Origin of the sequence: Sporosarcina sp. Marseille-Q4943 (assembly GCF_943736995.1) — a bacterium.
Lineage (GTDB): Bacteria > Bacillota > Bacilli > Bacillales_A > Planococcaceae > Sporosarcina.
This window is the reverse complement of sequence record NZ_CALSFT010000002.1, coordinates 1,009,257-1,031,865: the sequence shown is the minus strand read 5'-3', so window position 1 is coordinate 1,031,865 and position 22,609 is coordinate 1,009,257. Positions and strand designations below refer to the sequence as shown.

Annotated in this window: 22 protein-coding genes; 6 read left to right on the top strand and 16 right to left on the bottom strand. The window is 43.5% G+C overall.

All coding sequences use genetic code 11. The features are described from left to right. Positions 1 to 36 precede the first annotated feature (36 nt). On the bottom strand, positions 37 to 831 hold the full coding sequence (locus NIT04_RS04990) for an HAD family hydrolase (protein WP_252502494.1): 795 nt from the start codon (positions 829 to 831) through the stop codon (positions 37 to 39). Positions 832 to 966: 135 nt separating this feature from the next. Here NIT04_RS04990 and thpR point away from each other — a divergent pair, with 135 nt between their 5' ends. Then, positions 967 to 1,509 (top strand): RNA 2',3'-cyclic phosphodiesterase, encoded by a 543-nt coding sequence (gene thpR / locus NIT04_RS04985; RefSeq protein ID WP_252502493.1) that lies wholly within the window; start codon positions 967 to 969, stop codon positions 1,507 to 1,509. A 24-nt stretch (positions 1,510 to 1,533) separates the two neighbouring features. Here thpR and corA read toward each other — a convergent pair whose 3' ends face one another. Together corA and NIT04_RS04975 are read right to left on the bottom strand one after the other, a co-directional pair. Then, positions 1,534 to 2,496, bottom strand: a complete 963-nt coding sequence (gene corA, locus NIT04_RS04980; protein WP_252502492.1) for a magnesium/cobalt transporter CorA — start codon at positions 2,494 to 2,496, stop codon at positions 1,534 to 1,536. Between the two features lie 196 nt (positions 2,497 to 2,692). Then, a complete protein-coding gene (locus NIT04_RS04975) occupies positions 2,693 to 3,286 on the bottom strand; it encodes a cupin domain-containing protein (protein ID WP_252502491.1) in 594 nt (197 codons plus the stop codon). A 176-nt stretch (positions 3,287 to 3,462) separates the two neighbouring features. On the opposite strand from NIT04_RS04975, the gene NIT04_RS04970 reads away from it, so the two are divergent. The 3 genes from NIT04_RS04970 to NIT04_RS04960 all read left to right on the top strand — a co-directional run bounded on the left by NIT04_RS04970 (position 3,463) and on the right by NIT04_RS04960 (position 4,819). Continuing rightward, positions 3,463 to 3,768 (top strand): DUF3243 domain-containing protein, encoded by a 306-nt coding sequence (locus NIT04_RS04970; protein WP_252502490.1) that lies wholly within the window; start codon positions 3,463 to 3,465, stop codon positions 3,766 to 3,768. A 100-nt stretch (positions 3,769 to 3,868) separates the two neighbouring features. Continuing rightward, positions 3,869 to 4,570 carry a DUF421 domain-containing protein gene (locus NIT04_RS04965; RefSeq protein WP_252502489.1) on the top strand — a complete coding sequence of 234 codons (702 nt, stop codon included), beginning with the start codon at positions 3,869 to 3,871 and terminating at the stop codon, positions 4,568 to 4,570. 69 nt (positions 4,571 to 4,639) lie between these two features. Next, positions 4,640 to 4,819, top strand: coding sequence for an H-type small acid-soluble spore protein (locus NIT04_RS04960; protein WP_252502488.1), 180 nt, complete (start codon positions 4,640 to 4,642; stop codon positions 4,817 to 4,819). 60 nt (positions 4,820 to 4,879) lie between these two features. Here the strand turns inward: NIT04_RS04960 and NIT04_RS04955 are convergent, their stop codons facing one another. The 3 genes from NIT04_RS04955 to NIT04_RS04945 all read right to left on the bottom strand — a co-directional run bounded on the left by NIT04_RS04955 (position 4,880) and on the right by NIT04_RS04945 (position 6,580). Beyond that, on the bottom strand, positions 4,880 to 5,614 hold the full coding sequence (locus NIT04_RS04955) for a TSUP family transporter (RefSeq protein WP_252502487.1): 735 nt from the start codon (positions 5,612 to 5,614) through the stop codon (positions 4,880 to 4,882). A 107-nt stretch (positions 5,615 to 5,721) separates the two neighbouring features. After that, on the bottom strand, positions 5,722 to 6,123 hold the full coding sequence (locus NIT04_RS04950) for a hypothetical protein (RefSeq protein ID WP_252502486.1): 402 nt from the start codon (positions 6,121 to 6,123) through the stop codon (positions 5,722 to 5,724). Between the two features lies 1 nt (position 6,124). Further along, positions 6,125 to 6,580 carry a GNAT family N-acetyltransferase gene (locus tag NIT04_RS04945; RefSeq protein WP_252502485.1) on the bottom strand — a complete coding sequence of 152 codons (456 nt, stop codon included), beginning with the start codon at positions 6,578 to 6,580 and terminating at the stop codon, positions 6,125 to 6,127. A gap of 142 nt (positions 6,581 to 6,722) precedes the next feature. Here NIT04_RS04945 and NIT04_RS04940 point away from each other — a divergent pair, with 142 nt between their 5' ends. Further along, positions 6,723 to 8,177, top strand: a complete 1,455-nt coding sequence (locus NIT04_RS04940; RefSeq protein ID WP_252502484.1) for a sodium:alanine symporter family protein — start codon at positions 6,723 to 6,725, stop codon at positions 8,175 to 8,177. A 52-nt stretch (positions 8,178 to 8,229) separates the two neighbouring features. Here NIT04_RS04940 and helD read toward each other — a convergent pair whose 3' ends face one another. From helD to NIT04_RS04920, 4 genes are all read right to left on the bottom strand, one after another. Continuing rightward, positions 8,230 to 10,482 (bottom strand): RNA polymerase recycling motor HelD, encoded by a 2,253-nt coding sequence (gene helD / locus NIT04_RS04935; protein ID WP_252502483.1) that lies wholly within the window; start codon positions 10,480 to 10,482, stop codon positions 8,230 to 8,232. A 177-nt stretch (positions 10,483 to 10,659) separates the two neighbouring features. Next, on the bottom strand, positions 10,660 to 12,348 hold the full coding sequence (locus NIT04_RS04930) for a methyl-accepting chemotaxis protein (protein WP_252502482.1): 1,689 nt from the start codon (positions 12,346 to 12,348) through the stop codon (positions 10,660 to 10,662). 141 nt (positions 12,349 to 12,489) lie between these two features. Beyond that, a complete protein-coding gene (locus tag NIT04_RS04925) occupies positions 12,490 to 13,179 on the bottom strand; it encodes a GNAT family N-acetyltransferase (RefSeq protein ID WP_252502481.1) in 690 nt (229 codons plus the stop codon). Continuing rightward, entirely contained in the window at positions 13,176 to 14,288 is a 1,113-nt protein-coding gene (locus tag NIT04_RS04920) for a mandelate racemase/muconate lactonizing enzyme family protein (RefSeq protein ID WP_252502480.1), read from the bottom strand. Before NIT04_RS04920 ends, NIT04_RS04925 begins: the two co-directional genes overlap by 4 nt. Positions 14,289 to 14,374: 86 nt before the next feature. On the opposite strand from NIT04_RS04920, the gene NIT04_RS04915 reads away from it, so the two are divergent. Further along, positions 14,375 to 15,619 (top strand): transcriptional regulator, encoded by a 1,245-nt coding sequence (locus NIT04_RS04915; RefSeq protein WP_252502479.1) that lies wholly within the window; start codon positions 14,375 to 14,377, stop codon positions 15,617 to 15,619. A 48-nt stretch (positions 15,620 to 15,667) separates the two neighbouring features. On the opposite strand, the gene nhaC is transcribed toward NIT04_RS04915, so the two are convergent. The 6 genes from nhaC to NIT04_RS04885 all read right to left on the bottom strand — a co-directional run bounded on the left by nhaC (position 15,668) and on the right by NIT04_RS04885 (position 22,609). Continuing rightward, positions 15,668 to 17,113, bottom strand: coding sequence for a Na+/H+ antiporter NhaC (gene nhaC / locus NIT04_RS04910; RefSeq protein ID WP_252503194.1), 1,446 nt, complete (start codon positions 17,111 to 17,113; stop codon positions 15,668 to 15,670). Positions 17,114 to 17,351: 238 nt separating this feature from the next. Next, positions 17,352 to 17,765, bottom strand: a complete 414-nt coding sequence (locus NIT04_RS04905; RefSeq protein ID WP_252502478.1) for a VOC family protein — start codon at positions 17,763 to 17,765, stop codon at positions 17,352 to 17,354. Between the two features lie 77 nt (positions 17,766 to 17,842). Next, positions 17,843 to 19,636 (bottom strand): SLC13 family permease, encoded by a 1,794-nt coding sequence (locus tag NIT04_RS04900; protein WP_252503193.1) that lies wholly within the window; start codon positions 19,634 to 19,636, stop codon positions 17,843 to 17,845. Between the two features lie 184 nt (positions 19,637 to 19,820). Further along, positions 19,821 to 20,570 (bottom strand): hypothetical protein, encoded by a 750-nt coding sequence (locus NIT04_RS04895; protein WP_252502477.1) that lies wholly within the window; start codon positions 20,568 to 20,570, stop codon positions 19,821 to 19,823. Beyond that, positions 20,542 to 21,438 (bottom strand): ATP-binding cassette domain-containing protein, encoded by an 897-nt coding sequence (locus NIT04_RS04890; RefSeq protein WP_252502476.1) that lies wholly within the window; start codon positions 21,436 to 21,438, stop codon positions 20,542 to 20,544. Before NIT04_RS04890 ends, NIT04_RS04895 begins: the two co-directional genes overlap by 29 nt. 16 nt (positions 21,439 to 21,454) lie before the next feature. Continuing rightward, positions 21,455 to 22,609: a hypothetical protein gene (locus NIT04_RS04885; protein WP_252502475.1), complete on the bottom strand. Its 1,155-nt coding sequence runs from the start codon at positions 22,607 to 22,609 to the stop codon at positions 21,455 to 21,457.

Here is a 22,609-nt window from a genome sequence, read left to right as displayed (position 1 = left end):
CCTTTCTAAAAAAGAGTGAGTCCCTCTCATGGGAACTCACTCTTTGCTTAACTTATCCAAAATCGGAAAAAGCTCTTCCATATGGCGTATTTCATAAGTCGGTTGAATGTCCGGATTCTCCGGCTTCTCTTCACGGTTAATCCAGACGGAACGCATCCCTACCTTTGACGAGCCTAAAATGTCTGTCATTAAATTGTCGCCGATCATTAGCGCCTCTTCTGAAGAGGTTCCGGTTTCCTCCAATACATGTTCGAAAATGGATGGATCCGGCTTCCCTTTGCCAAAAGCTCCCGAAATGACTATCTTACTGAAATAAGGGGCCATCTCCGGGGTGATTTCCAATTTAGTATGTTGGAGCGACGGGGACCCGTTTGTCAAAAGGACAAGTTCATATTTGCCTTTTAACTGATCCAGGACTGAAAATGTCTCATCGTAAACGAATGGCGACTTCTTTCGCTCCTCTATGAATCGTGCTGCAAGTTCCTTACCAAACTCGCCGTCAACGATGCCGAGCTTCTCGAGCCCTTTCGTCCACGAACCTTGCTGGTACTCTTGTATAATTCCCTTCATCTTCTGAAATTCTTCACCCGGGTCATCGAATGTGCCCCATAATCCTTCGAATGGGTTAATCCCAATCATTTGAGTGAATGCATATGTATCATAGGTAGCGTAAAGTTCCCTTGCGGCTTCGCGGACCGCCGCCTCCAATTCCGATGCGTTTACATCAATACTATTCGCCGCATATCGACAAGTAGTAGCGAATGCTGTCGCAATGCTTTTCTGATCCCATAATAGCGTGTCGTCCAAATCGAAAATGATTGTACGGATCATGATTATCTCCCCCTTTACTTCATTATACATAATAAAAACGTTTTGTTTAGAAAGCCATCGGGAACTTCTCTCATGTTTCATCAAAAAAGATTTAGGCTACAATAGGTGACGAGATAGATATTAGGAGGAGAATTCATGCATCATCACTATTTCATCGGAATCAAAGCTCCTGCGTCAGTCGATGAGCTTGTTAAGCTCTATACTGGAAAATACAGTTTGTCAAACGCCTATAAAGTCATCCCACATTTGGATGACTTGCACATTACATTGCTATTCATAGGCTCGCTTCCCGAGGAAAAAGTCTTATCTTTGCAGGAAAGCCTTGCCGTGCTAGCTGACAAGCATAGCGGCTTCCCTCTGAACATAAACGGCCTTTCCTACTTCGGATCTCCGAAAGGTCCACGTGTCGTTTATTTGTCCGTCCAGCAATCGAACGAGCTCGATGCTTTACAGCAATCGGTTGCAGTGGTCGGGGCTGATCAGCTGGGCATCGAACCTGATAATCGCTTCACTCCTCATATTACGATTGCAAAAAAGCGCAAAATCAATGGAGAGTATCCCATTCAAAATGAGTCATGCACACCAATTCCATTTCACGTTGATGGATTTTCACTCTTCAGGATTCATCCATCTAAAACTCCAAAATATGAAGCTGCTCAAACCTTTTCACTAAAATAACCTTCTCCATAAGAGAGGGTTATTTTATGTTTTATTGATTCTGAACCAACCTTTATACGTAAACCAACCGATCATCGCGATCCCTATAATGAGCATCACGATAAGTACGACAGGATAACCGTACTGGAAATGGAGTTCAGGCATACGATCAAAATTCATGCCATACACACCTGCGATGAATGTCAACGGAATAAAGACCGAAGATATGATCGTCAGCGTCATCATGACGCTGTTCATCTGGTTGGAATTAATAGACAGTTGGCTATCACGTATATCTGAAGTCAACTGCCTGTTTGAATCGATCATGTCACTCAATCGGATGAGATGATCGTAAATGTCCGAGAAATACGTATGCTCATGGGGAATGAAATCCAACCTTTTCGACTCGAGCATCCTGTACAACAACTCCCTCATCGGATAGATTGTCCTCCGGAGACGCAACAGATCGCCACGTACTTCAAATACATATTCCATCGATAATTGGACAGTTGTCGGTGATAATTTTTCCTCAATTTCGTCCAAATGATCCTCGATATTATAAAGTATCGGAAAGTATTGATCGACGATTTTGTCCATAATTTCATACATGACGTGGACATGTCCCCGTTCCCACTTCCTAGAATCTTGCATAATTGCTTCTCTGGCCTTGTCGATTTCCTGTAATTGCGTGTAATGAAAAGAGATGATGAAATTTTCACCTAAGAACAGGTCCACTTCTTCCGCTATTAAATCTTCATGGCAGATGGAATGCAGAGCAAAAAATGTATAGCCTTCATAGTGATCCAGCTTCGGACGCTGAATACGCCCATAACAATCTTCCAATGCCAACGGATGGAACGCAAATAACGATTGAAGCAAGGAGGCTTCCTCCGCATCCGGCTGATCAAAATCGACCCAGTACCATTGTAAAGAGAGACCGGAGATTTCCTGTACTGGAAAATCGTAAATGAATTCATCGTCCGTCGTTAGTCCCATTGTCCAAATCATGTTTCCACCTTCTTTTCACTCGAATGAACTTTCCATAGCCGGCATTCGTTGATTGTCCTTCCTGTATCATATCCATTTTCCACTCACATACTACATCTGACAAAGTTAAACGTAAACAAGGACCCCAAATAATAGGTACTTGAAAAGTCATGACAAAACGGCTTGGATTAGTACCAAGCCGTATCTCTTTCTACTATCAGCCATTAGACGAATTGTTATGACCGTAACCTTCCTCAGCAGCCAATGCATCCGCTTTCGTCACATGGACAGTTCCAAATGGATGGTTAGGGGGAGCGTATATCGAGTATAGTCTTAGCGGAATATTCCCTGTGTTTATGAGATTATGCCATGTTCCAGCGGGCAGCAAAATTGCAGAATCATCATAGACACTTCTTTCAAAGTTTAAATTGTCTTTACTCTTGCCCATTCGAACAATCCCCTGCCCTTGTTCAACGCGCAAGAATTGGTCGACGTCTGGGTGCATTTCCAAACCGATATCTTCACCGACATCAATACTCATCAAAGTAACTTGTAAATGTTTTCCGGTCCATAAAGCGGTACGGAAAGTACTGTTCTGTTTTGTAGCTTCATTAATATTGACGACAAACGGATTCGCGCCGTAGTCTCTTAACATAATATTGTCATCACCGTCTGAAGAGCGCAGAGAACCAAGTCCATTTCCGTATCCTTCCATGACAGGGATAGCCCAATACCCAGCCTGCGTTCCATAGCAATACATCGGTTGGTAATAAGGATTTTGATACGGATACGTATGTGGAACAAAATACATGTAATTACCCCTTTCACAACTTGTCAATTATCCTATGCTTGTTGCGTGGGGATTGTACGTAACTTGAAAGTAAATGGAAAAAAGGATGGAGACCACTTTTCCATGCAAATATTTCTATGTTTACTTTACGACTGATAAGCGCACTGTATGAGTACAACGACAAAGGAGTGTTTGTTATGGAAATGAAAGATAAAGTACAAAAGGAACTGGCAAAGATTGATGGCGAAGATAAAGATCAAATTTTGGAGAACTTCAATCGATTCAAACAGTACCTCTCCGAAAAAGTGGAGCTAGGTGAGAAAATGGGCTTGAGTGATGAAAAGCTTGCGAAAACGACTGAAATCGTTGCAGGTTATCTCGCCAATCACGAAGAACCTCGTAACCGTGAAGAAAAAGTTCTTATGGAGCTTTGGAAATCCGGCTCTAAAGAAGAGCAACACGTGCTTTCACATCTTCTTTTAGAAATGGTTAGGAGATCTTAATTCACAGCGATTGGAAAAGAAGCTACCACTTAAACAGTGGTAGCCTTTTCCATGGATTTTGTTCCTTGAATTTGGATTGAGTTATGGGATGTGAACATGGATGGATTTTTTCTATGGGCAGGAAACATTAACAGACATTCAATGGGTGCTGCGTGCGGTGATCGCTTTTTTCTTTTTATTACTCGCATCAAAGTTGATGGGCGAGCGCTCCATATCCCAGCTAAGATTAATCGACTTTACGATCGCCTTAATTATCGGAAATATTTTAGCTCACCCACTGTCCGATGAAAATTTAGGGATGAAAGGTTCATTAATTACGACAACTGTGTTGATCACCCTGTATATTTCTTCGGTATATGCAACGTTGAAATGGGGGAAGTTGCGTAAGATAGTGGAACCGTCCCCTTACCCCCTCATCAAGCATGGGGAAATCGTCTATCCAAACTTAAAAAAAGCGCGGATTACAATCGACCATTTGCTATCAGAACTGCGAAAAGACAAAATCGAAGATATACAGAAAGTAGCATTGGCATTATGGGAACCGGATGGGACGATTTCATTCTTCCTGTCCCCGCATCATCAAGCATTGACCCCTCAAGTTATGCAACTCGTTACGAATCCATTTTCCTTTCCAACGATAGTTGTGAAAGAAGGAAGGATTGACTTGGAGTCGTTGAAGAGCGCAAGCAAAGATATGGATTGGTTGCAGAACAAATTGACACTTTATAATGTCCAAGCTTCAGACATATTATTGGCGACCGTTGACGGAAGCGATAACTTCAAGATTTACCTATATGAGTAATGAGTAAGTTTCAATTTTCCACCCATAGTATGAGGGATGATGTCTAACTTCTGAATGGAGGTATTTATTTTGGATAGCCAACGTGCACGTCAGATTGTGTCGTCACCGGATGAGATCATGGTCAGTTATAATGGTGTTTCTGTATGGATTGATAAGGTCCACGAAGATGATCGGACCGCTACGGTTCATTTGCGCCAAGCGATGGAGGAAAGATCGGAAGTTGCAATTTCGGAATTGAAGGAGCATTGATAATGGCTGAAGCTGCCCAGAGGTTTTCTGGACAGCTTCGTTTTTAACTTTACGTTGTTTTTATCCGATATTCTCTACAATAATTTGTAAGATCAACGCGACTGTCACAACCCGCAATATTGGCTTTACAAACTTCGGTTTAAGTTTTTCCGCGATGCGCACCCCTGTCTGAGCACCGGTAATTGACCCCAACATTAACATAAGCGTAAGTGGCCAAATGATTTTACCGGCTGCAATATAGGTGATCGCAGCACCAAAACAGCTTGCAAATGTTGCAAGACGAACGTAGGCGACTGCCCGTATATAAGCCACTTTCAAATGGCCGAATAAATAAAGCATCAACGTGCCTTGACCTGGACCGAATAGTCCGTCGTATATCCCGATTCCATACAGCCCGGGTACACTCACTTTACTGAATTTCAATTTTTCCTGTCCATCGAAGTCCCCTTTTCCGATGAACGATGTAATGAAGGCAAACGATAGAAGAATGATCGCCAATATATATAAATGATTTTCTGAAAGCATCGTTGCGATGAACCCTCCGCTAACCCCACCTACAAGACTTACAGGGATAATCCAAAATGATTCACGCAATGAAATCTGTTTGTGCTTCAAAAGGACAAGAAAGCTTGAGAACGAGCTGACCGTGTTCGATACTTTATTCGCACCGATCGCAGAATGAATTGGAACGCCGAGCAGCAGCATCGCGGGAAGACTGATGAGACCCCCTCCCCCTGCCAACGTACCGATTGTCGTTGCAATGGCCCCAATGAAAAAGAGTGAAATGTATTCCATCATGAACACCCCCTGTGTATAATTCTATTATACTCCCCTAACACTCATTAGAAAAGTCGATAGTTATTATACAAAGGGATAAGAATTTCTTATACCTACTCTTTTAATTAAAAGCCGATCTCATATTCTTCTCCATCTTCGTTGACGACCTTCAACTTGCCATTTTTACGGTCTAGACCGATTAAAATATAGGGGTTCACTTCATTGCTATCCGCTTCCACTTCCCTAACAGTGACGATTGTTTCGTCATCCAACACTTCAACGTCCACTGCTTCCAGTTCTAATTTATTCGTTCCGGTTGAAACGACAACCAGCTGTTTCCCTTCAGCAATGTCAATGAGCTTAAATGCTTTCCGATCCGTCTTTTCGTTTTGCAAGTAATTGACATACTGTCTGACCGCCGGCTCCTCGTCCAGCCTTTTCTTATCCAATACCCAATACTCTTTACCGCAGCCGCTTAGTATCATCATAATGACGAATAAACCTATCAGAACTCTTTTCAAAGCCATCTCACCTTTCTTCCTGACCTAGCAGCTTTTTTTCCAATATGATTCGATGAATCCCCTCATCGTCAGTAAAAGTTTCAGTTATATCGAAGCCATATTTGATATTCAATATCAACATCTCTCTCCACTTATTTCTTGTCTTCGTTTCGATCGTTTCATATCCAGATTCCTTGACGAGACGATGTTGGAGCTGCATAAGCCTTAAGGCAATCCCTCTTCCCCTGTATGCCTCATGAACTCCCCCGTACCAACTGTAATAGCGGTCCGGTGAAAGACTATATCCAATCTTATAACCGACTACTTGATTGTCTTCAACGGCAACTACAAAAAGGACATTCGGCTGTAATGGAACCTTTTTCACAAATTCATCAGCGTTAGCAAAAATCTTATTATGTAATTGCCCAATCCCATCCATTGTTTTTTCATCAGGAAATCCCCAGAAATAGTAAACGTGTGGCATAGCAATATCCTCCCTTTCCAATATTATACTATAAATTAAATCTATTCATATTTTAAAGATTATGTATCATTCTTTCTGTACTTTCATACCATAGGCAAAAGATTCTGACTGGGGTAAACTAGGTTAAAGGGGGAGAAATAGAATGGATCAGATACTAGAAACAATTGTCGGGTGGTTATGGGGACTGCCACTCATTTTCACAGTGTTATTCGTCGGACTTTATTTCACAATCGGGAGCAAGCTTTTCCAGTTCAGTTATTTGCCGCATATTTTCAAGTCCACATTTGGGAGATTGTTTACTAAGAAAGATATGGACGAGAATGCAAAAGGCATTTTAACCCCGTTTCAAGCAGTAAGTACAGCGATTGGCGGTAGTGTTGGCGTCGGAAATATTGGTGGTGTGGCAACGGCCATCGCTGTAGGCGGACCAGGTGCTGTCTTCTGGATGTGGATTACTGCCCTTTTAGGCATGATGACAAAGACGGTCGAAGTGACATTAGCTGTCCATTATCGAGGGACGGATGAAAAAGGGAATCCGTACGGCGGACCGACTTATTATATGGAAAAAGGATTAGGTGAAGAGAAGAAGTTCAAGTACTGGAAGATTCCAGCCATCCTTTTCGGTTTCGGTATATTCACTACGTTTTTTATTACTCTTCAAAACTATACGGTTTCTGAAGCTGTCAGCTCTACATTCAATATCGGTATGATTCCGTCTTCGCTTATTTACGTCACTCTTATTTACGTGGTCATCTATGGGGGCATTAAGCGGATTGGGGAAATCGCGTCAAAACTTATCCCATTCATGAGCATTTTTTATGTATTGGCGTCGCTCTTCATCATCCTTAAGAATTTCGATCAAATCATTCCTGTCTTCGGACTTATTTTCGAAAGCGCATTTACAGGAATGGCCGCTGTAGGCGGATTTACAGGTGCGGTCATCGCACAAGTGATCCGGATGGGGGTTGCACGGGCGGTATACAGCAATGAAGCCGGCTGGGGGACTTCGCCGATGATTCACTCCACAGCGAAAACAAATCATCCAATCAAGCAAGGAATGTGGGGCGCCATGGAAGTATTCATCGATACGATTATCATCTGTTCGATGACCGCTTTCACTATTATTATTACCGGTGCTTGGTCGTCCGGATTGGATGGCGCTGCTTTAACATTATCCGCATTCGAAATCGGCATCGGAGAAACAGGCAGGTATATCATCGCACTTTCAGTCTTCCTATTCGGTTTGACGACGACGACCGGCTGGTACACTTATTACGAAATCATCTTGCGCCATCTATTCGGCGGAGAGAAGAAGGTCAAAGTGAAAAATAAAACGATTTTCTTCTATAAATGGCTCTATCCAATCCCGGGCTTACTTATGGTTGTCTATGCCGTCTATTACGATATGCCTGGTAAGGCGGTCTGGTATTTTGCGGACATCACGACTGCAATTCCTACATTTATCAACTTGATTGTCATTATGGTGTTAAGTAAGAAGTTCTTTGAATTGCTGCGCGATTATAAGGCAAGGCATTTGAATATCGGAACAATTGACCCGAATTTCAATGTGTTTTATGAGGATAAGAGTAAAAAGTAATTTTAGTTGTACAAGAGAACAATCAAAAAAAGACGGGTGAAAATAGCAAACGCTATTCTTCACCCGTCTTTTTTTGCATATTCGACGTTATCAACGGCAATAGCGAGTCGGATAGCAGATGGAGTTCATGCATCGGCCTTGTCATCGCTACGTATAACAACTTTCGATCGATTGGATGGTCGCGAAATGGTTCGTCGAAAGCGGCGATGATGACGGCGTCGAACTCGAGACCTTTTGATAAGTGGCTTGGCACGATGAGTAGGCAGTCGCCGTTTATGTCGGAATCCTCGCCTAGTAATTGGACAGGCATGCCCGACTTTTCAAGTTGCTTGTAAAGCACCCCAGACTCTTTTCGAGTTTTACATATTAAAGCAATCGAGCGGTGTCCCCTACTAAGAATTGCTTCATAGATTTCCTTCACTTTGGACGTATCGAGGGTTGGCATATCATAAAATTCCGGTTCCCTGCCGTGTCGGACGACCGGTTCTACGAGCGGCAAATCTTCCTCCATCTGCTCGAGAACTTTGTTCGCTAATTGCATAATCTCGATTGTCGTCCGGTAGCTTTTTTGCAGCGTCGTGTAAGTTGCCCGCGGGAACATTTCCCGCACCGGCTCCCATGACGTCAATGCCCGGTAGCTGTGAATTCCTTGCGCTAGATCTCCAACCATCGTGAACATATCCGTTTCCAGTCCGTCCTGTAATGCCGACAGCTGGAATTCGCTGTAATCCTGCACTTCATCAATGAATACGACGCGCATTTTCCATTCATCCGCCACACCTTTCAACTTTGCATGCAGATAATAGAGGGCAGCCAAGTCTTCGGTCTCCCATGATTCTTTTTGATGCGCGGAAAAAAAAGCATCCCTTTCCATTTCGGACCAGTGGCATGCCAGTTCATTATGTAATTGCGGATTTGTAAGCCAATCCCTATACAGTTTTTTAATATTGAACTTTTTAAATCTGCGCATATAGGAGGATACCGTCTTTTTCCCTTCCTTTTCAATAGAAGGAAGCCGTTCATCACGTTCATCCATGACCCTCGTAATACGCGCCTTTCGCTTTTCTTCATCCCGGATGCCGTACAGCGCTTTATCAAGCGCTTCTTCATACTTGTCGGATAAAAGCTTATACAGCTGTTTCCGTTTCCGGTTCACTTCGGTCTGCATGATGAGTCTGATACGCTCAGTCCGCTTCTCAAGCGGCATATAGTTGAAGTCATCAAGGAACAATTTCTTCAGACGCGATGCCCGCATGATCCTGTATTTTTCGATATAGACATCTTCAAAGAGCGCTGCAGTTTCCTGCTCCAGCTTATCCACGTACCTTTGCATGATTTCACGGTAGCGGAGCGTTCCCTTCATCCTTGCAATGAAAAGTTGATCTTCATTCACGGAATCTATCGCAGTCAACAACTCCAGCTTTTTATTCGGATCGGTCAATTTGAGCTTTAATCCTGTCGCTTCCAAGACGTATTCAGCAAAAGTGGTTTGGCAAATCCGTCCCACGCCCAGTTCAGGGAGTACATCTCCGATATATTCCATGAACAGCCGGCTCGGTGCCAGAATCATCAACTTCTCCGAAGGGAAGTCGGTGCCCATCGTATAGAGGAAATAGGAGATCCGGTGAAGAGCAATCGTCGTTTTTCCACTGCCTGCCGCGCCTTGAACGATGATCGGCTGCTTCAAGTTCGCTCGGATGATTTCATTCTGCTCTGCCTGGATTGTCGAAACGATTTCCGTTAATCGGACATCCGCCTTACCTGCCAAAGCTTCTTGAAGCAATTCATCATTCGTCGTCAAATCGATATCAAGGATGTCAATAAGTTCTCCTTCTTCGATTTTATACTGCCGTTTCGAGAAGAGATGTCCGCTGATTTCTTCGTCTCGCACTTTATACGTCAAGTCTCCCAGCCTGCCATCATAGTAAACATTGGCGACGGGTGAACGCCAGTCGACGATGATCGGTTCTTGGGTTTCCTGATGGAAGACGGACGTTTTGCCGATATAGAGAAATTCATCCTTCTCCCCTTCCGTCTGGAAATGGATACGGGCGAAATATGGCTTCTGCTGGATCGCTTCGAGGCCTTCCTTCTGCGAGCGGGCCATTTCAAAAAATCGGGTATTCGTCAGAATGTTAATGTAGCTTAAACTTGAATCCAAATAATCCAAGTCGGCCATCGCATGCCGGATTTCATCTTGCGAGGATTGCACATCACGCATCGACTCTTCCAGGAGTCTTTGCATGTAGTGCTTCGTGTAGTCAAGGCGCTGCAATTCAAACTCAAAATCGGGATGTTTCTGCATAGACAGTCCTCCGTTTTGTGTATTTTGCGTCCTGCTCTTTTGGTGAGATGTTGGGGTAGAAATGAAAGAGAAATTGATTGTACCATTAGGGGATAGTTTAGGCAATACCATTTATTCAGAATCCTCGTAATTGAACATGTGGAAAATCTCCACGCCGCGTTTGGCGTGGAGAATTCATTAGACTGTAAAACGTCCCATATCATTTTGCAGTTTTTCTGCTACTTCTGATAGCGTTTGCGCACTTGAAGCAATTTCTTCATTTGAAGCTAACTGTTCTTCTGTTGCTGCGCTCGTCGACTGTGCTTCCACTGACGCTTGCATGGCAAGGTCCTGGACTTTTGTAGCACCTTCCGTCACTTGCTCACTCATGGAGCGAATCTGAACAATGGCTGCTGAAACAGTTTCAACCTTCTTATTTACGTCGTTTGATGCCAATTCGATTTGATGGAAGACTGTGTTGGTTTTTTCGGTAATTCCTAATCCTTCTTTCACACGTTCCGCACCGACTTCCGTGCTGTCTACTGCCAAGGAGACGTTTTGAATAATGGTGTCAATCATTCGGCCGATTTCTTCCGCCGATGCTTTCGATTGTTCAGCAAGATTCCTCACTTCATTGGCCACAACAGCAAAGCCTTTGCCATGCTCTCCCGCACGCGCCGCCTCGATTGCTGCATTCAAAGCTAAGAGATTCGTCTGCTCAGCAATGCCCCTAATGAGCCCAGTCACTTTTCGGATGCTCTCCGAATGTACCGACAAATCGCTTATAATATCAGCAGATTGGCGGATGGATGTCGAGATGGTAGACATCTGATCTGTTACATCCTTCATGAGAGCAGCACCTTCCCCTACTAGTCGGGATACCTCATCTGAAGAACCAAGCATTGCTTCATTGTCATTTGTAATTTGATTGATACCGTTAGCCATTGCATTCATCGCTTTTGTTGAATCATGCACGAGATTCACTTGCATATCACTTGATAATAAATTTTTTTCAGCGATTTCAGCGACCATTTCGGAAGCGGCAAGACTTTCCTCTGCGCTTGCCGTCAACTGTTCGGCCTGTGAAGCTAACTGGCGCGATGAATCTCTTGTGTTGGTAATGATACTTCGTAAATCTGCCTTCATTTCATTGAGGGCTGATGCCATTTCACCGATTTCATCTCGATTTTTAATAAGCAATGGCTCCGTTGCAAAATTCCCTTGGGCAAGCTCCTTCAACGCATTCGTCATTTTGCCGACGGGTCGAGTTATGTTCTTACTAATCATATACGCGATGATCATACTCAAAATAGTTACGAGGCCGAGAACTCCAATAATGTAGAGACCAGTCGTTTTTATACTTTGTTCAATTTTATTTTCATCCTCAAGCATCTGCTCACGTTGGTACCGAATCAACCTATCTGCATTCAACATAATAGTTGCCTGATAAGGTTCCGCTTCTTCCGCTAAAAGAAGCGCTTCCTCATCTCTTCCATTATTGAAAGAAGTGAGTGCTTCTTCAGATAAAGTTCGGTACTGCGTTGTTGCCTCAGTTAGTTCCTTTAGCAATTCTGTGCTTCTCTCTGATTGGAAGGTTGCATTCATCGTGTTTAATTTTTCTTCAACTGATGCAAGCAATTCGCTGCGATTTTTGAGATACTTCGTTTCTTTATATAGTAAATAGCCTCGCAGATCATTTGAAAGCTCAGTTTGATCGGTCATTAGCTGTTCAATCAAAATTACTTTCTCCATCCGGTCGTCAATAAATGATTTATACTCATCACTCACATACGGAATGGCTAAGTAATTTAAAATTCCTGCAGTGATCATTAAGAGTAATAAGGATAAGAAGCCTGTCCATAACTTTTTACTTACTGAATACCTCATTGTTTTCCTCCTATATGAATAACCTAACATCATTATAAACTACTACTTATTAATCGCATAGTCCTAGTTATATAGAATGTTGAAAACAGTCTTTATACACAAAAACCGTATAGAGCGGAATACACTCTATACGGTTCCTGTTCATTTGTTTTTTTGGAATTTCACTTTCCACGTCCCATCGTCCTCTTCCAGGCCGATGCCGATACCGATCCATCCATCTTTCAATAAGGATTGCTGCTCCATCACATCCGACATGTCCACGACGACGTTGAGGTTTCCTAATTTTTTTGTGGCACGTAGATCTTTCATTAATGTGTAACGCAAAAGATTTCCATATTTCTTTTCCAATGAAATGATGTGCATGCCTAGAGCGAATTTATCCTTCAGACTTGCGATGTTGAATGGGGCAACAGTTGTGAACACATAACGATGGCGTTCTGTATCGACATTTTCCATTAGGATTTCGCCAAGAATTCGTTGTAGGCTGTTACCTCTATACTCGGGATCCACATTTGTTATTTCAGAATATAGCACAGACGGCAATTCTGAATCAGGCAAGCCGGCATCTTTCCCTAAATGATGCTCGTCAATTTCAGGTTCGAGCATTGCCCTGAATGCGATGAGACGGTCTGCGTGGAATGCACCGATCATTGATCCATTGCCGTTCAAGATAAAGCTGAATTCCTCTTCGGATAGCGGTTGCAAAAAAGAAGTGACCGTCAATGAGGCAATCACTTTCTCCTGCAAGTCCATAATTTCCTCGAGGTCATTTTCGGCAAGGCTCCTAATGGTAACCGTTTGGCCATTTCTCAAGATCATCTCTTTTTTCATCCTGTCACCTTCTCGGAGAAGAGTGTCAATTTATTCAATACGGCTTCTTCGACATCGACGCCGAGTCCCGGTTGTTTCGTTAAGCGGATGAATGGAACGTCATACTGCAAGTTTCCAATGTCTTCACTGAATTTCAATGGCCCTGTCAATTCGACACTTGTCATAATCTTTTTTGAAAAAGCGATATGGAATCCGGCCGCTGAGCCGATGGAAGACTCAACCATCGAACCGACCTGGCATTCGATTCCAGCCATCTCCGCCATATGGGCAAGCTTCATCGCCGGATAGATGCCGCCACATTTCATCAATTTGATGTTCACTTTATCCGCGGCGCGCTTGGCGATGATCTCCCTCATTTCACGGACCCCTCGCAGCCCTTCGTCAATCATGACGGGCACGGATGTTTTCGACTTGATTTCCACCATTGCATCGATATCATCCGCTTTTACAGGCTGCTCCAGCCAATCGAGTGAGCAATCTTCAAGTTTCCTTAGTGCTTGTAAGGTAGTCGAGCTGTTCACCCATCCTTGATTCACATCAATACGGATGGCGATCGACTCCCCTACCCGTTCTCGTACAGCTTGAATTCGTTTCACGTCTTCCCACACGTCCGTTCCGACTTTCATTTTCAATGAACGATAACCCTCTTGAACGCGCTGTTCCGCTTCTTCAGCCATATGTTCAGGTGTTCCGATGCTCAGAACATGTGTAATTGGAAACTCATCGTGATATCTTCCGCCCAACAAATCATATACGGGAACGCCCAACGCTTTTCCAACGACGTCGTAACAAGCGATGTCTATTGCCGCTTTCGCTGCCGGCACCCCGTAAATTTCTGCGTCCATACGCTCGTGGATCTTTTCCATTTGAGCAGGATTCATCCCGATCAGCTTCGGCGCTAGCGTATTTTTTAAGACTGCATATGTACTTTCCCAACTTTCACCAGTAACATGCTCATCCGCCACTGCCTCCCCATATCCGATATGGCCGGTGTCCGTCGTTAGTTTAACGATGATCGAGGGCATGTAATCATATGTTGCATAGCTTATTATGAATGGCTCTCTTAAAGGCAAGTGAATCGCAAAAATCTCTATTTCCAAAATTTTCATTACTATCTTTCCTTTCTTATTGGGAATCGGCTATAATTATTGTATCACTGTCGTTAAATAGTCGCTAATAGTTAGGAGGTAATTTATTGAGAATCAAAATTGCTGTTATCGGCTCTGAACATTTTTGTCGACGCGCAGAGGATTTATCCGTGAATGAAGGGGATTTTGAGCTGGCATGCCATATATATACCGATCCTAAAGAAGCCGCTGACATCATTAAGACACTTAAACCAAGTGATGCCATCCTTTTTTCAGGTTCGCTGCCTTATGCCTATGCAAAAGAGGCTGTTCAACAATTCATCGTGCCAACGTTCTATTTGAAGCAGGATGAGACCGCTGTCTCTACGACATTATTATCTGTTTTGGCAAATGAGCGGGTTTCATGTGAACGGATTTCTATAGATGTCGCCGAGCAGTCCCATATCGATCATGTGTTGAATGACTTGAATGGAACGATTGAACTACCATACATTCATGTTTTACAGAATGGTGGATCAATCGAGGACGTTATAAATTTTCATAAACGGTTGTCTGGTCAAGGCAAGACGGACATCGCAATTACAAGTATCCATATTGTCTACGAAAAGCTGTTGCAAAGAGGTATAACTGCCCGTATGATGATCGACCCGGAAAGCTCGATTATTAGGAGTCTGCGTTTAGCGAAGCAAAAAGCGATGTTACAGAAAAGCTCTTCTGCCCAAATTGCCGTTGGAATCCTTCAATCATCCGGATTGCCGATCATGCCTTTCGTAACAGAGCTCTCTACCATATTGCAAGCGCATTGGTCAGAAACCGACGGGGAATTTTCGCTGTTCACAACGAAGGGCATTGTAGAACATTCCATCAAAAATCCGGGATTCATGGATGTTTTCCACCGTCTCCCCCGGAATGTCAAGATGGCTTTCGGTTACGGTGAAACGACGATGAAAGCTGCCGAACATGCACGACTCGCATTGAATTTCATTCAAAGTGGTGAACTGAACAGCTTTTATATTCTCGACTCCAATAAAAGGCTTCATGGCCCGTATCCACAATCGGACGGTGCTATCGATATGAAAGTCGATCATCCCCTACTAGTGGAAATTGCGGAAAAAACAAAATTGGGACCTGCCAATATTTCAAAGTTGGTGCAGTTCAGCCAATCGAGGACAACGAACCAGTTTTCAGCAATCGATCTTGCCCTCTATATGAACGTTTCCAGAAGGACTGCAGAACGTACATTAAAAAAGCTCATAGAATTTGAATATGTCCGTATCGTGGGCGAGGAGATGACTTACAAGCAAGGAAGGCCGCGTTCTTTGTATGAAATGAATTTCGCCGTCCACTACTAAGAAAGCCGCCCAGTGCCAAGCATCGGCATTGGGCGGCTCTATTTATACTTATACGTGAACCGCTTCAATTGACTTATCTTCTTCTGTTTCTGTTTCTGATTCAACTTTTTCTATTTCCTCTTTTGTCAGCTTCACGATTGTAAAGCCAGTTGCTGCGTAAAGTGTGGAAATAAATGGAATGAACAAATTCAAGATTGCATACGGTCCATACTGTGCCACCCCTACTCCGAGTGTTCCCAAGATGAATACGCCGCAAGTATTCCATGGAATGAAGACCGAAGTGAGCGTTCCGCCATCTTCTAGTGCCCGTGACAAGTTTTTAGAATGCAAACCCATCTTCTTGTAAACTTTCGTGAACATTCTAGATGGTACAACAATCGAAATATATTGCTCTGCGCATGTTGCATTCGTAAGTACACAAGCGCCGATTGTAGATGTAATCAGTGTGAAGGATGATTTCACAACCTTCAGGAGCTGATTCATAATTGACTGGAGCATTCCCGAGAATTCCAAAATACCGCCAAATGTCATTGCCACGATTGTCATAGAAACTGTGTACATCATCGAATCCAAACCGCCGCCATTGAATAGTCCATCGACCATTTCATTCCCGGTTTCAATGGCAAATCCACTTTGTAACGCAACAATCGAATCCGCCAAAGACCCACCTTGTATGAAAATCTGTGAAATGAAGCCAAGAATAATACCGACGACCAGAGCCGGAACAGCAGGAATCTTCATAGCTACCATGACAATTACCGCCAATGGCACAAGCAACAGCCAAGGGGAAATTAAAAAGCTGTCCTTCAGCACAGAAGCTGTCTGTTGGATTTTTTCCAAGTCTATATTTCCACCTGCAAAACGTCTTCCTAAAAATGTGTAAACGCCAAGGGCGATAAGCAATCCGGGAATAGTTGTGTAAAGCATATGCTTAATATGATCGAATAGATCTGTCCCGGTTAAACCTGAAGCAAGGTTTGTCGTATCGGATAAGGGAGACATTTTATCACCGAAATAAGATCCTGAAATAATGGCGCCTGCCACCATGCCTGCAGGAATCCCCATGCTCAAGCCGATACCCATTCCAGCGACCCCGATGGTACCCATCGTCGACCAAGAGCTTCCAATTGCAAGAGAGACGATTGCACAAATGATTGTAATGGCAACTAGAAACCAACCAGGTGTAATAATCTGCAATCCGTAATAGATCATTGTTGCGACAATCCCCCCGCCCATCCAAGAGCCGATTGTCATTCCAACCAACATAATGATGACGACAGCAGGCAGGGCTAGCTTAATCCCTTTGAACATCATTTCTTCTATTTCTTTCCACGTAAAGCCATAGCGCCAAGCAACCAAAGCAGCCACAGTTGTTCCTATGATGAGTGGCATATGCGGGCCTTGCTCAAGTTTCACAACTGTGAACAGCATGACGATGATCATAATGATCAATGGCAGAATCGCCATTAGAAAACCTATTTTCTTTTTCTCCATATTCTCCATTCCGACGCCCCCAAGGTGAATATAATTTTGTCGCTATATAGTCGTTAATTGAATATTAGTCACTTTCACACAAAAAGTCAATTGTTTTTTGAAAGCGATTTCAGTAATATACAATTTTTATAGTAAATTTAAACCGAAAAGGGTCGCGCTTATTGGATCCGTTCTATATGGCCATAAAAAAACGGCGAAGGATACGCATCCTTGCCGTTTTTCATTTACCTATATTCACTTATGCTTCGTGGCTAATTTGCCATTCGATGCCGAATTGGTCCTTCAATGAGCCGTAGCTTTTACTCCAGAATGTCTCTTGCAAGTCCATCTTCACTGTTCCGCCTTGCTTCAGTTTGTCAAAAACGTTTTTGATTAATTCAACGTCCTTGCTGACAAAAGCGAGGCTGACATTGTTCCCTTCGATGAAAGGAGATCCTGGAAAAGTATCCGAGAACATAACTCTGCTTCCATCGATATTCAACCGCGCATGCATGACTAGGTCCTTCGCTTCCTCGGGCAGCTGATATTCAGGGTGTTGAGGAGCCTCGCCGAATGTCATGATTTGAGATACCTCCGTATTGAACACCTCTGCGTAAAACTCCACAGCTTGCCTGCAGTTACCATTGAAATTAAGATATACTTCTACTGCCATTTCCATGACCTCTTTTCCAAAATTCATTCATTCATTCAATTCAGTTTACCATGCACAAGCTTTCTTGCAAACCGTCATTAGAACGGAAACACTAACGGGATGGCTATCATCATGACGAACAGCATAATTAATTGGAGCGGTACGCCAATTTTTACAAAATCTTTGAATTGATACCCACCTGCTGTCATGACGAGCGCATTTGTCGGAGAGGCGACCGGAGTGGAAAATGCCATGCTCGCCCCGACTGCAACTGCAATTAAGAACGGATACGGGCTGACACCGATGCTGAGGGCGGCACTTAGTCCGATTGGTGCAAACAGGACAGCTGTCGCAGTGTTGCTAATGAACTGGCCGAAAGTCATCGTCAGCAAGAAGATGCCTCCAAGTACCCCCAACGGACCGAGTCCGCCGAGCAATTGGATGATTCCTTTTGAAAGCAACACCATCCCCCCCGTATTTTCAAGGGCCGTTGCCATCGGAAGCATAGCGCCGATTAAGACGACGCTTTCCCAGTTGATCTGGCCGTAAGCATCATCCATATTCCGGACGCATCCTGTCAATATCATCAATGCTGCGCCAATCAACACTGATATGACTGCGGGGAACACTTCAAATACCATAAGAAGGACCATTAAAATCATAATTGCCCCGGCTATGGACGCCTTCCCGCTCGCAGCGGCCATGCTTGCATGCTCCTTCGGCTGGCCGATGACGACGACATTCCTCGTATCCCTGGATAGTAATTCGATTGATTCCCAGGAACCTTGCACAAGGAGGGCATCCCCGAAACGGAGCCTTTGCTTCGACATATCTTTTACGACATACTCTCCTTGGCGCTTGATCCCTAAGATGTTCAAATTGTATTTCTCCCGGAAGTTGATTGAACGTAATGTTTCATTGATCAGCTTCGACTGGGGAGTGAGAAGAACTTCTGCAATGCCCAATTGCTTTGATACGAGCTCATCGGCCTCCGACGTTGCTTCTTCGATGGTTAACCCGTATGCTTTAACGAACTTTTCCACATTTTCGGCAGGCCCTTGCACATAGAGGTGATCTTTCATCTGGATGATGCTGTTCGGCCCGGCCATTTCATGATAGGTCATCGGCAATAACTTCAAGCCTTCAGTCGATTTCCTGCTAATCTTTAAAATGCATAATTGGTATGCCGCCGGAATCTTCAATTGCGCGAGCCGCTTACCGATCATTTCAGACCCTTCCGGCACTTTCACGACATACAAGTTTCCGCCGAGCTGATAGTCGATTGACAATTGCTTCGTCGCTAATTTTTGGATGTGATTCGAATTCGATGCCGCCTTCCCTTTCGGCAATAATATATTCCGGACCGTATACAAATAGATGAGACCGACGACTACACCGATGATACCGATAGGAGTGATCTGAAAAAATCCAAGCTTATCGTAACCATTATCGACAAGCATTTGACTAATGATCAAATTGGGCGGCGAAGCAATCAACGTAAGCAACCCTGAAAAGCTTGCCATGTAGGAGAGCGGGATCAAATACTTTGACGGACTGCTGTTAATGCTGATTGCGATACTGATGACAATGGGCAGCATGAGTGCGACTGTTCCCGTATTGCTCATAAATGCACCTACTGAAGCGACAATGATCAACAGTAGAATGAACAACCTTTTCTCGCTATCACCTGAATACTGTAATAGCAATTTCCCGGCCATTGGGGCAAGACCTGTCCGCAATATACCTGCGCCTATTACAAAGAGTGCAGCAATCATGATGACAACTGAATTGGAAAACCCGGATAGCGCTTCTACAGGTGTGAGGATTCCCGTCAACACGAATGCAAGCAATGCGAGAATTGCGACGAGATCCGCGCGTATTTTATTCGTCATGAATAGAACGATTGTAATCCCTAAAATGATAAATGTAAAAGTGAGTTCCACAGCATCCAGGCCCCTTCATGGAATTGATAACTTCATTGTAATATAGACAGAAAAAAAGTGCCCAATCGGGTAGGCACTTTTCTATGACCATCTTTGCTGGCCATCCAATAATGGATGAACGGGCTTCTTCCCGTCATTCATCAGATCGTCCGTCCAGAGGAGCGAATTCCACCATTGAGACTTTCGTAATCCTCAATATTTGTCCGTCCGTCAATGTTACGCGGCTTTCCGATTTTATCCCATCCCCGCCGATAATTTCGTAAAGTCGCGGCTCCTCCCCCTTATCATGGATTTCCAAGTAGCCTAATCCCCATGGACTCGTTACAACATAATCCCCTGCTTCTATGTCTAATCCAACCTCCCAAATGCCGGCCGTCAATTCATTTGAGAACATTGTCGGATGCGGTTCAGCGGTAATGGCAGCATAACCACCGTCCACGTGAATCGAATATGTTTTATCGATATCCATCGTAAGGCTCCTCACACCACCAGAACCGCCTACTATTTCCCGAATAATAAGGTCGCCTTTCTTATCATAAATAAACACATTGCCGACCGGGTATCCGTGAAGCAAATACCTTCCGCTAAGTAGGGAGAATCGCTTCCCATCTTTCGACATTATTGGGGCAGTACTTTCGCCAATACGCTCATTGCTTCTATCCACAGTATTAAAAAGAGCCTGATTTACGTTTCCAATCAATTCATCTCTTTCAGGTCCAATTATTTCAAAATTCCTTTCATAACTGACATTTTTCTCATTACCCGCTCCTTGTAAAGGGTGGCACCCGGCAAGTGTACATAGACATGCTGCAAATAATAGGAATGTCCTTTTCCAACCGACACCATTTTTCAACTTAAACCATTTCCGCATAGTATTTATCATAATACTCCACCGTCCCCAATGGCCCGACCGTCAATTCTTTTTCATTATAACGAAGCATCCGCTCGATCCATTTCGTTTGTTCCGCAATGCTCAACCCTTCCAGCGGAATGCATAATAGATGATTGGCAATGTACAAATAATCGGTCGGCAATTGAATCTCTTTCTTAAGTTTTTCATACTGCCCAGGATCCAATTCAATTTTCAGGAACGTCTCGTTTTCGTCCGTGAATTTCTGTTCATGGACAAATTTCCCGTCTTTCAGAAAGAGTACGCGATCCGCATAAAGATCCAAGTTCTCTAGTAAATGTGATGCAACAAAGATGAGTTTGTCCTTCTTCATCTCCATTAAACAATCGGATATCAATGCGACATTGGAAACATCAAGGCCATTCATCACTTCATCCATCAGCATGACAGGCGTATCTGCCGCCATCATCATCGCAAAGCATAGACGCTGGCGCATCCCGAGGGAATACGTCCTCACTTTCCGTTTTACGTAATGCCCCATATGAAGCCGTTCAATAACATCCTTTACATGCTTCGTCGACCCTTTCCACATATTCGCATACAGCTTCAGATGATCGACGCCCGAAAGCTCCTCGAACAGATCTTTCTGCTCCGGAAACGTAGCCAGTTGCTTGTGAATCAGCAATTCCTCTTTCTCATTCCGATATGCGTATTTTCCGTTAAACAGGACATGACCGGAATCCGGCTTCACGAAATTTGCCATCACATTGAACATCGTCGTCTTGCCGGTTCCATTCGGCGCGGCAACCCCGATGATTTCCCCTTTGCTTGCCGTTAAATCCAATTGGTCCAAAACAACTTTCTCATTATAGGCAATCGATACATTTGATAGTTTCAGCATTTACCTTCTCCACCTTTTAGCTTGTTTTCAATAAACCTTCCACTTTTCTCATATGCACCAATTTATTCCCGAAATACAGCGCGGAAGCCACAATCACATTCATGGAAATGAGCCAGATGTATGAATTCTTGAAGTCCAACTTCTTATTACCAAACTCCAGAGCAGCATCCCCATTAAGGACGTAGCCGATGTCAATAAACTTCAATGGATAAAGCCAGTTGACCTGTACTTCTGCCACTCTCATCAAATCAGGCAGTAGAAGAATGACTAACAATATAAATGCAGATGCATATAGATTTTTCGTAACGACGTTGATCCATGCAAAAGCTAATAAAAGGAGCAATGTGATCAATGCAAACGCAATCAGCATGTAAATGATATAGCGCGTTGTTGATACGGCAAGGAAGTCGCCGTCCTGGTAAATAAGGACAGGCGCGGTGAAATTCCCGATTTCCGACTTCTTGGCGACATAGTACACACCAGCAGATATTCCAGCAAACAGAAAAAGCATAATTTGTACAAAGTGGATGACTACTTTACTGCACACCTTTTGCATGAATGAAACTGGAAATCCACTCACTACGGAACGATGCACTTGATCCTTCACTAGCATGCTGCTCCCTGCAACTAGTACGAGAAGGCAGAACAGCAGTCCACTTAACAATCTCAATGTGACGGGCAAATAATTGCTCGCAGCCAATGGATTGGGGATAAGCGGCAGATCATTCTCTTGGTAATATCTTAATAGTGCGCTCTCCCTTTGAATTTCGTCCTTGGGGATAATGTGATTCGGATGAATCCCTTTATTCCCAAGTTCATGCAATTCCAGCCGCAATTCATTCAACTTAAGTCCATTCTCGATAAATTTGTCATAATGTTTCTTTTGCCAAAGATAAAATCGTTGCATATCAATCATCATGATTTGTTGAGTCAAGTTGTTATAGATGCCTTCCCCTTCCGGCGTATGTCGCAACTCTGTCGGAAATGCATTGAAGATTGTATGGAATTGCTGCGAGTCCAAGTTCTTCTTCTTTAACAAATCTTCTAAGTCAGTCTGGCTATAGTGTAAATAATATAATGGGAAAAATAAGATGAGGGCGATTCCTAATAGCCAATTTTTCCGATTATGCATTAGAAGTTTTGTTTCAAATAATAGATATTTCCAAAACAT

Bases quoted from the DNA above. Each gene is read 5' to 3' on its own strand.
- NIT04_RS04990 (WP_252502494.1), bottom strand. From the start codon at position 831: ATGATCCGTACAATCATTTTCGATTTGGACGACACGCTATTATGGGAT.
- thpR (WP_252502493.1), top strand. From the start codon at position 967: ATGCATCATCACTATTTCATCGGAATCAAAGCTCCTGCGTCAGTCGAT.
- corA (WP_252502492.1), bottom strand. From the start codon at position 2,496: ATGATTTGGACAATGGGACTAACGACGGACGATGAATTCATTTACGAT.
- NIT04_RS04975 (WP_252502491.1), bottom strand. From the start codon at position 3,286: ATGTATTTTGTTCCACATACGTATCCGTATCAAAATCCTTATTACCAA.
- NIT04_RS04970 (WP_252502490.1), top strand. From the start codon at position 3,463: ATGGAAATGAAAGATAAAGTACAAAAGGAACTGGCAAAGATTGATGGC.
- NIT04_RS04965 (WP_252502489.1), top strand. From the start codon at position 3,869: ATGGATTTTTTCTATGGGCAGGAAACATTAACAGACATTCAATGGGTG.
- NIT04_RS04955 (WP_252502487.1), bottom strand. From the start codon at position 5,614: ATGGAATACATTTCACTCTTTTTCATTGGGGCCATTGCAACGACAATC.
- NIT04_RS04950 (WP_252502486.1), bottom strand. From the start codon at position 6,123: ATGGCTTTGAAAAGAGTTCTGATAGGTTTATTCGTCATTATGATGATA.
- NIT04_RS04945 (WP_252502485.1), bottom strand. From the start codon at position 6,580: ATGCCACACGTTTACTATTTCTGGGGATTTCCTGATGAAAAAACAATG.
- NIT04_RS04940 (WP_252502484.1), top strand. From the start codon at position 6,723: ATGGATCAGATACTAGAAACAATTGTCGGGTGGTTATGGGGACTGCCA.
- helD (WP_252502483.1), bottom strand. From the start codon at position 10,482: ATGCAGAAACATCCCGATTTTGAGTTTGAATTGCAGCGCCTTGACTAC.
- NIT04_RS04930 (WP_252502482.1), bottom strand. From the start codon at position 12,348: ATGAGGTATTCAGTAAGTAAAAAGTTATGGACAGGCTTCTTATCCTTA.
- NIT04_RS04925 (WP_252502481.1), bottom strand. From the start codon at position 13,179: ATGAAAAAAGAGATGATCTTGAGAAATGGCCAAACGGTTACCATTAGG.
- NIT04_RS04920 (WP_252502480.1), bottom strand. From the start codon at position 14,288: ATGAAAATTTTGGAAATAGAGATTTTTGCGATTCACTTGCCTTTAAGA.
- nhaC (WP_252503194.1), bottom strand. From the start codon at position 17,113: ATGGAGAAAAAGAAAATAGGTTTTCTAATGGCGATTCTGCCATTGATC.
- NIT04_RS04905 (WP_252502478.1), bottom strand. From the start codon at position 17,765: ATGGCAGTAGAAGTATATCTTAATTTCAATGGTAACTGCAGGCAAGCT.
- NIT04_RS04900 (WP_252503193.1), bottom strand. From the start codon at position 19,636: ATGACGAATAAAATACGCGCGGATCTCGTCGCAATTCTCGCATTGCTT.
- NIT04_RS04895 (WP_252502477.1), bottom strand. From the start codon at position 20,570: ATGATAAATACTATGCGGAAATGGTTTAAGTTGAAAAATGGTGTCGGT.
- NIT04_RS04890 (WP_252502476.1), bottom strand. From the start codon at position 21,438: ATGCTGAAACTATCAAATGTATCGATTGCCTATAATGAGAAAGTTGTT.
- NIT04_RS04885 (WP_252502475.1), bottom strand. From the start codon at position 22,609: ATGTTTTGGAAATATCTATTATTTGAAACAAAACTTCTAATGCATAAT.